This window comes from Archangium sp., from assembly GCF_036388035.1.
Lineage (GTDB): Bacteria > Myxococcota > Myxococcia > Myxococcales > Myxococcaceae > Archangium.
The window spans coordinates 1-6,686 of sequence record NZ_DASVSO010000058.1; the positions used below are offsets into that span (position 1 = coordinate 1).

The window sequence follows — 6,686 nt, forward strand, 5'->3', positions numbered from 1 at the left end:
ATCCGTCGCTTCCGGAAGAAGCACGGCCTCGTGCCCGAGGAGAACCTCGCCTCCAAGTCGCACGAGGAGAACTCGGAGACGAAGGTCATCCACGAGTAGGCGGGGGCTCCCGCCCTCTCCCCGACGCGGGGAGAGGGCCGCTCGGGCTCACATCCCCGTGGCGAAGCGCTTGTCCATCTCCGTGCGGATGAAGCGCTCGATCTCCTCGGCCGTCGTCAGGTCCATCGCCGTCGAGAGCAGCTGCTGCGCATCCGCCCGGCTCGTCTCACGGATGAAGCTCTTCACCGTCGGAATCTGCCCCGCCGTCATCGACAGCTCGTCGAAGCCCAGCGCCAGCAGCACCAGCGCGTACACGGGGTCGCCCGCCATCTCGCCGCACATGGCCACGGGAATCCCCGTGTCCTTCGCCGCCGTGACGATGTTCTGGAGCGAGCGCAGCACCGACAGGTGCAGCGGCTTGTACATGTACGCCACATCCCGGTTCTGCCGGTCGATGGCCAGCGAGTACTGGATGAGGTCGTTCGTCCCCACCGAGAAGAAGTCCGCCTCCTGCGACAGCCGGTCCGCGATGAGCGCCGCGCTCGGCGTCTCCACCATGATGCCCACCGGGAAGCGCTTGCCGAGCGGTACGCCGGCGCGCCCCAGCTCCGTGCGGCAGGCCTCCAGCTCGCTGCGGGCCTCGCGCAGCTCACTCATGCCGCAGATGAGGGGGAACATCAGCCGCATGTTCCCGTGCACGCTCGCGCGCAGGAGGGCCCGGAGCTGCACCCGGAAGAGCTCCCGGTGGGCCAGGCAGTAGCGGATGGCCCGCAGCCCCATGGCGGGGTTGGGCTCCTTCTCATGCTTGCCCTTGCCGGGCACCTTGTCGCCGCCCAGGTCCAGCGTGCGGATGGTGACGGGCCGGTTGCCCATCATCTCCAGCACCTGACGGTACGCCCGGTACTGCTCCTCCTCGGTGGGCGGGCTCTTGCGGTCCAGGAACATGAACTCGGTGCGGTACAGGCCGATGCCCTCCGCCCCGTGCGCCAGCAGCGATTGGATCTCCTCCGGGAACTCGATGTTCCCCACCAGCCGCATGCGGAACCCGTCCGTGCTCTGCGCCGGCAGGTCCTTGGACTCCAGTGCCCGGGCCTCGCTCTCCTGGTGCCGACGCATCGTCTCGTGGAAGAGCGCGAGCTGGTCCTCCGTGGGGTTGACCAGCACGATGCCCCGCGTGCCATCCATCGCGACCAGGTCTCCCGGGGAGATCTGCTCACTGGCGCGCCCGGCGGCGACCACCGCGGGCGTGGAGCGGGCCCGCGCGACGATGGCCGTGTGGCTCGTCTGGCCGCCCAGGTCCGTGACGAAGCCCGCCACCCGCCCGCTGCGCGCCATCAGCGCCGCGTCCGCGGGGGACAGGTCGTGCGCCACCACCACCGCGTGGTCCGGCAGCGTCACCTCCTCGTCCACCACCTGCCCCAGCAGGTTGCGCACCACCCGGTCCGCCACGTACTCCACGTCCGAGCGCCGCTCGCGGAAGTACTCGTCCGGGATGTTGTCGAAGAGGTGCTTGAGCTTGCGCGCCACCCGCCGCACCGCCCACTCGGCGTTGATGCGGTCCTCGACGATGAGCCGGTTCACCTCGTCCACGAACATCGGGTCGTGGAGCATCAACCGGTGCGCCTCGAGGATGAGGGCGTGCTCGGGGCCCTCCGTCTTGGAAATCTGCTCCTTGAGCTCGGACAGCTGGCGGTCGGACAGGTCCAACGCCGTCTTCATCCGCATGCGCTCGGGGTCCACCTCCGCCTCGGCCAGCCTCAGCTTGGGCGTGCGCACCCGCTTGCGGTCCAGGATGAAGGCGTGGCCCACCGCTACGCCCGGTGAGGCGCCGATGCCCTTCAGGTTCAACGTGGGGGTGGCCTGGCTGCTCACGGTTCCTTCTTCCTCTGCGGCGAGTCGCCGCGCGGGGATGACTTCACTTCGATTCACCAAACCGGTTGGCGATGAGCTTCTGGATGTCCTGGAGGCACGCCGCGGCGTCCTCTCCCTTGCACGACACCGTGACCTGCATGCCCTGGGCCGCCGCCAGCATGAGCACGCCCATGATGGACTTGGCGTTGGCCTTCTGGCCCTCGCACATGAGCGTCACCTCGCTCTTGTAGCGGTTGGCCACCTGGACCAGCTGCGCCGCCGCCCGGGCATGCAGTCCCAGGGCGTTGATGATTTCGAATGTCCCTTCGGCCACGCTCGACATTGCCAGTCCCTATTCTCCCTCTTCTACAGGAAGGCCCCCGCCGCACACGCCAGTCCCGCGGCGAGGTAGAGCACCACGTAGTTGGGAACCCGACGGGCGACCAGGAGGTAGGAGACTACTCCCAGCGCCAGGCAGCCCGCGGAAAGAAGGGGCGCGAAACGGCCGCCCGCGTTGGAGCCAAAGGTGACGGCCAGCCAGGCCGCCAGCCCGCCCGCGCACGCCGCCCCCACCGCCCGCAGCTTGGCGCCCCGGGTGGGGAGGTTGGCGCGCGCCACCGCCTCCACCAGCCTGTCCCCCAGCGACAGCCCCAGCAGGTAGAGCCGGGCGCGCAGCGTGAGGTGGACGAGGTTGTAGAGGAAGAGGAAGAGCAGCGCCGCCCACGCGGCCAGCACGGGCACCAGCGCCGCGCACACCGCGCCCGTGGCCGGCTTGAGCGACAGCCAGAAGAAGCCGTCCCCCAGCGCCGCCAGGGGGCCCATCAGGGCCGCCTTGAAGGCCACCACCTTGTCCGGAGGCTCCTCGCCCCGGGCAATGCGCTGCTCGTGGTAGAGGACGCCGCCGACGATGGCCGCCGCCACGTAGGGGTGGGTGTTGAAGAAGACGAGGTGGCGGCGCACCGCCGTCTCCAGGGCCTGCTGCTCCGGGTAGAGCCGCTCCAGCGCCGGGTAGAGGGCGTAGGCCAGCCCCAGGTTCTGCATGCCCTGGGGATTCCACGAGGCCTGCAGGAAGAGCGAGCGCAGGAAGACGCGCAACAGCACGCCACGGGTGAGGGGCGGGCTGACGCCGCTCATAGCCGCTCCCTCAGGATGCAGAGGATGACGGCCACGGTGACGACCGCGGCCCCCAGCCCCGCGTACACGGGCGCGCGCCGGGCGTGGCTGCCCCGCGCGGCGATGGCGGCCGCCACCGAGGCCATGGCCGGGTAGGCCCACGCCAGGCCCCTGAGCAGGGGCAGCGGCATCCGCTCCAGGAGCGGCCCGAGGAAGAAGCCCGCCAGGGCACACAGGGACGTCATCACCCCGAAGAGGACGAAGTGCGGCCACATGCCCCACAGGTTCTGCTGCATGGCCCGGGTGAGGTTGCCCATCTCCGCCGACGCCAGCGCCTTGCGGGCCAGCCGCCCCGAGTAGCGCTCCAGCAGCCGGTCCACCACCAGGCCCCACCGTCCCAGCCCCACGAAGAGGAGCACCGCGAGGCTCCAGAGGGCCGGCGTGGAGCCCGCGCCCGTGGCCGCCGCCATGGTGGCCGCCGCCGCCGAGGTGCCCGTGGCCGACAGCGTGTCGTTGTCCGGCAGCGAGGCGCCCAGGTTGGCCGTGCCCAGGTGGAAGAGCTCCAGCAGCATGCCGACGAAGAGCCCCGAGGGCACGTCGTTGAGCAGCAGGCCCATGACGGTGGCCGACACCAGCGGCCGGGAGAACATGGCCTGGAGGAAGGCCTTGCGCTCCACCGCGACGAGGCCGCCCCAGACGCCAGCGAGCGCCACCTGGGTCCAGCCCACGCTCACGGCCTCACCCCGCCTTTCCCCAGCGCTCTTGCAGCTCCGCCAGCTCCACCGGCTTCTCCACCGGCACCGCCCGCGCCTCCACCCGCACGCCCTCCTGCGCCAGCCGCTGCAGCGCCTGCAACTCCGACTCGGCCAGGAAGACGGAGGGCGACACCTGCCGCCGTCCGGTGCCGAAGTGCACGTTGCCCAGGTTGAGCTGGTCCAGGTTCAGCCCGTGCGCCTTGGCGAAGGGCACCGCCGCCACGTCCCGCACCAGCAGCAGCGTCTTCACCGAGTCCCTGGAGACCCCGACGTAGTCCACCTGCGCCAGGGGCAGAATCTGCACCTCGATGGCGCTCTGCACCGCCAGCGCCATGGCCGCGCGCACCAGCGGGCTGGCGGCGGCCTCGTCGTCAGCCACGACGACGCGAGAGACTTTCAAATGAGGAAGCCAGGCCTCGACGACCTGACCATGGATGAGGCGGTTGTCGACGCGGACCAGGGAGATCACGGCAGTCTCGAATCGCCCACACTCGGGGGGCCGTCAAGTTCGCGGCACGGCGGCCTGCTGACGCTGCTGCGCCTCGCGCAACAGGGCTGAAGCGCAGGTGATGTTGCGCTGACCATAGGAAGCCAGTTGCGCGGCCATCTCCGGCAGCGGCAACTCCTCGGAGCGCAGGGAGTTGGCCTTCAGGAGCATGGGGAGGTTGATGCCGGCGAGCACCTCGAGCTTGCCACTCTGGCAACCGCCCTCGGAGCACATCATCAGCGACTCCTTGCAGGGAGAACCGCCGAAGAGGTCGGCCATGACGATGACGCCCTCGCCCTGGTCCACGCCCTCCACTGCCCGCCGCATCTTCGCCCGGAGCTCCTCGACCGAGGTTCCAGGCTCGATGTTGCAGGTCGCCACCGCGGGCAGCTTGCCCACGATCTGCTCAGCGGTCGCCACCAGCTCGTCCGCCAGACGTCCGTGCGATGCCACTACGAGGCCGACCATGATCACCTCCACCAGCCCCCCAGGGCTGCCTGACTACGCCTGAATGGTGCGATGCGCAACCCCCGCCGAAAGTTTCCGCTCCCATTCGACCGCCCGTCCCCTTGCTCCTACTCCTTACCACCTTCTCATGCAGAAGGAAGTTAAGGCCGGTCCTGACGCCTCGCCCGTCATTTCACCGACAGGAGGGTCATGCGCTGTCGGCTGCCAGACGGGGAGGCAGGACCTTGCGGCGGGGATGAGCCTCCCCCGCCCATAGAGAAGGAGCAAGGTGGACAGGAGTGTGAGAACAGGGGCGCGTCACCCTCACGCCGCCCCTCTCCCGGTCGCCGGGGAAGGGGGCAGCCGGCGGGGAAGCCCCCCACGGGGGCGCGCCTACTCCTTCTCGACGTCGCGGTCCCAGAGCTGCACGCGAGGGTGGTCCCCCGCGAGGCGCTTGCGCAGCTCCCCGGCGATGGCCACCGAGCGGTGCTTGCCGCCGGTGCACCCCAGCGCCACCGTGAGGTACGCCTTGCCCTCCTTCTGGTAGCGCGGGAAGAGGAAGCGGCAGAGGTCCACCACCTTCTCCACGAACTGCTGCGTCTCCTCGCGGTCCAGCACATAGGAGGACACGCGCGAGTCCTTCCCCGTCAGCCCCTTGAGCTCCGGGACGAAGTACGGGTTGGGCAGGAAGCGCACGTCGAACACCAGGTCCGCCTGCGGCGGCACGCCGTGCCGGAAGCCGAAGGACATGACGGACAGCGACGGCCCGCTGGCCGGCTCCGGGTTGAAGCGCGCCTGCACCATGCGTTTCAGGTCGTGCACGTTCAGCACCGAGGAGTCGATGACCTGGTCCGCCAGCTCGCGCAGGTCCTTGAGCGCCTCGCGCTCGGCCTGAATCCCCTCGGACACGCTGCCCGTGGGCGCCAGCGGGTGGCGGCGGCGCGTCTCGCTGAAGCGGCGGATGAGGCTGTCGTCGCTCGCGTCCAGGAAGAGCACCTCGATTTGGTGCCCCGCCCGGCGCACCTCGTCGAGGATGCGAGGCGCCTCGTGCAGGAAGATGCCCTCGCGCGCGTCCACCACCAGCGCCAGGTGCGAGAACTGTCCGCCCCCGGCGAGCTCCGTCAGCTTGGGCAGCAGCAGCACCGGCAGGTTGTCGATGCAGAAGAAGCCGACATCCTCCAACGCGCGGATGGCGGTGGACTTGCCCGAGCCGGACATGCCCGTGATGACGACGATGTGCTTGGCCGGGGCGTTCACTCGACTTCCTCACCCATGGAGCGGCGCGTCGCCCCTTCGGCGATGGCGCGGTTGAGTCGCTCGGCGAACTCTCTCGCCGAGTGGTGGCCCTGCTGCTTGAGCAGCTGGTTGCGAGCGGCCACCTCGATGATGGTGGTCATATTGCGGCCCGGGCGCACGGGCACCACCGAGAGCGGGATGTCCACGCCCACGATGTTCATGAACTTATCCTCCACGCCCAGCCGGTCATACTCCTGGTGCGGGTCCCACTCGTGCAGCTCAATCACGAGCTCGATCTTCTTGCGCTCGCGCACCGAGGCCACGCCGAACAGGTCCTTGATGTTGATGATGCCCAGGCCGCGAATCTCCATGTGGTGACGGATGACGGGGTTGCCCGCGCCATACACCACGCCGGGCCGGCGCCGCGTCACGTCCACGATGTCGTCCGCCACCAGCCGGTGGCCGCGCATCACCAGGTCCAGGGCAATCTCACTCTTGCCGATGCCGCTCTTGCCCAGCAGCAGGATGCCCACGCCGAACACGTCCATGAGCACGCCGTGCAGGCTGCTGGCCTCGGTGAGGGCCTCCTCCAGGAAGGCCTGCACCTGCTGGATGAACTGGCTGGAGAGCAGCGGGGTGCGCATCAGCGCCAGCCCCGCCCCCTCACACGCCTCGCCCTCACCCTCGATCTTTCCCGCCAACTTATCGGCACTCCGCGGCACCTTTCGCAACATCCAGGCGGCTTCGTCCTCACCCGC

General features: G+C 69.6%; 8 protein-coding genes. All 8 read right to left on the minus strand.

Annotated elements, in window-relative coordinates; all coding sequences use genetic code 11:
- Window positions 1–147: 147 nt before the first annotated feature.
- Window positions 148–1,911, minus strand: coding sequence for a phosphoenolpyruvate--protein phosphotransferase (gene ptsP / locus VF697_RS02590; protein WP_331091871.1), 1,764 nt, complete (start codon window positions 1,909–1,911; stop codon window positions 148–150).
- Between the two features lie 43 nt (window positions 1,912–1,954).
- Window positions 1,955–2,233, minus strand: a complete 279-nt coding sequence (locus tag VF697_RS02595) for an HPr family phosphocarrier protein (RefSeq protein ID WP_331091872.1) — start codon at window positions 2,231–2,233, stop codon at window positions 1,955–1,957.
- 23 nt (window positions 2,234–2,256) lie between these two features.
- Window positions 2,257–3,024, minus strand: coding sequence for a PTS system mannose/fructose/sorbose family transporter subunit IID (locus tag VF697_RS02600; RefSeq protein ID WP_331091873.1), 768 nt, complete (start codon window positions 3,022–3,024; stop codon window positions 2,257–2,259).
- Window positions 3,021–3,737, minus strand: coding sequence for a PTS sugar transporter subunit IIC (locus VF697_RS02605; RefSeq protein WP_331091874.1), 717 nt, complete (start codon window positions 3,735–3,737; stop codon window positions 3,021–3,023). The genes VF697_RS02600 and VF697_RS02605 overlap by 4 nt, the downstream gene beginning before the upstream one ends.
- A gap of 4 nt (window positions 3,738–3,741) precedes the next feature.
- Window positions 3,742–4,227 (minus strand): PTS sugar transporter subunit IIB, encoded by a 486-nt coding sequence (locus tag VF697_RS02610; protein WP_331091875.1) that lies wholly within the window; start codon window positions 4,225–4,227, stop codon window positions 3,742–3,744.
- Between the two features lie 33 nt (window positions 4,228–4,260).
- Complete coding sequence (locus VF697_RS02615; RefSeq protein ID WP_331091876.1) at window positions 4,261–4,713, minus strand: PTS sugar transporter subunit IIA; 453 nt, start codon at window positions 4,711–4,713, stop codon at window positions 4,261–4,263.
- Between the two features lie 372 nt (window positions 4,714–5,085).
- Window positions 5,086–5,949, minus strand: a complete 864-nt coding sequence (gene rapZ / locus VF697_RS02620; RefSeq protein ID WP_331091877.1) for an RNase adapter RapZ — start codon at window positions 5,947–5,949, stop codon at window positions 5,086–5,088.
- Window positions 5,946–6,686 (minus strand): HPr(Ser) kinase/phosphatase (hprK, locus tag VF697_RS02625; protein WP_331091878.1); only part of this gene is annotated, 741 nt, incomplete at its 5' end. The genes hprK and rapZ, both read right to left, overlap by 4 nt.